The organism is Ornithinimicrobium panacihumi (genome assembly GCF_052073805.1).
Lineage (GTDB): Bacteria > Actinomycetota > Actinomycetes > Actinomycetales > Dermatophilaceae > Ornithinicoccus > Ornithinicoccus panacihumi.
Window position 1 is genome coordinate 1 of record NZ_JBQGWG010000049.1, and the last position, 953, is coordinate 953.

Annotated in this window: 2 protein-coding genes and 1 pseudogene; 1 reads left to right on the top strand and 2 read right to left on the bottom strand. The window is 67.9% G+C overall.

The window, feature by feature from the left end; translation table 11 throughout:
- On the top strand, positions 1-235 hold a 235-nt coding region (locus tag ACTMMA_RS18175; RefSeq protein ID WP_441191470.1), incomplete at its 5' end, for a transposase.
- Positions 236-319: 84 nt separating this feature from the next.
- Here the strand turns inward: ACTMMA_RS18175 and ACTMMA_RS18180 are convergent.
- Positions 320-613 (bottom strand): annotated as a pseudogene (locus tag ACTMMA_RS18180) (transposase); the annotation flags it as partial.
- A 23-nt stretch (positions 614-636) separates the two neighbouring features.
- A partial coding sequence (locus ACTMMA_RS18185) for an IS1634 family transposase (protein ID WP_441191471.1) occupies positions 637-953 on the bottom strand: 317 nt, incomplete at its 5' end.

Here is a 953-nt window from a genome sequence, read left to right on the forward strand (position 1 = left end):
CGTGCTGTTCTCCACCAACGCCATCGAAAGTTTGCACGCCCGGTACCGGCGCGCGGTCACCGTCCGCGGTCACTTCCCGACCGAGCAGGCCGCGCTGAAGTGCCTCTACCTGGTCACCCGAGGACTGGACCCCAAAGGCACCGGGCAGGCACGATGGACCATGAGGTGGAAGCCCGCGCTCAACGCTTTCGCCGTCACCTTCGCCGACCGCATGCCGGCCGCGGAGAACCTCTGAGATGAACGCCGGAAACACCGTTCATCGGATCGGACAGACCCCCACCGCAGGCCATCGCCCACCCGGTGGTCCTTGTGCGGCTCTTCACAATGCAGGGTGTAGTTGGGGTCGGAACCCGCCGGCCTCCAGGAGTGCTCGGGCGATGTAGTGGGTGAGGTTGCGGAAGCCGAGGGCCAGTCCGCGCAGGTGCTCGAGTCGTCCGTTCACGGCCTCGGTGGGCCCGTTGCTGGTGCGGGGTCGGTCGAAGTAGGCCAGGACGTCGCAGACGCGCCTGGCCAGGGCGCGGCCGAGCTTGCGCAGTTCGAGCAGCGACCGGGGGACGCCCTCGGTGAGGGCGTCGATGACGGAGCTCATCTCGGTGCGGCCGCCCGCGCGGTCGGGCCTGAGTTGTGACGCTTTAGTTACACCCCGGGGTTGAGGTAGTTCAGGAGTTCGCGCGCCTCGTCGGGAAGCTCGGGCTCGGCGGTGATCTGGTGGCCGCCGACGGTGATGGTTGCCGTGCGCAGGGGCCGGAGGGTGTTGAGGATCTTCTTGATCGAGGCACCGGTGCGCTGCTGGGCTTCGCGGGAGATCGCCAGGGCGGCGAAGACGATGGTCAGGTGGGCTTCGATCGAGTCGCGCAACTGGTGGAAGATCGGTCGGGCGCGCAGGTCGGACTTGACCATCCGGAAGGACCGTTCGACCTGGTACAGGTCCTGGTAGGCGGCCACGACCGCGG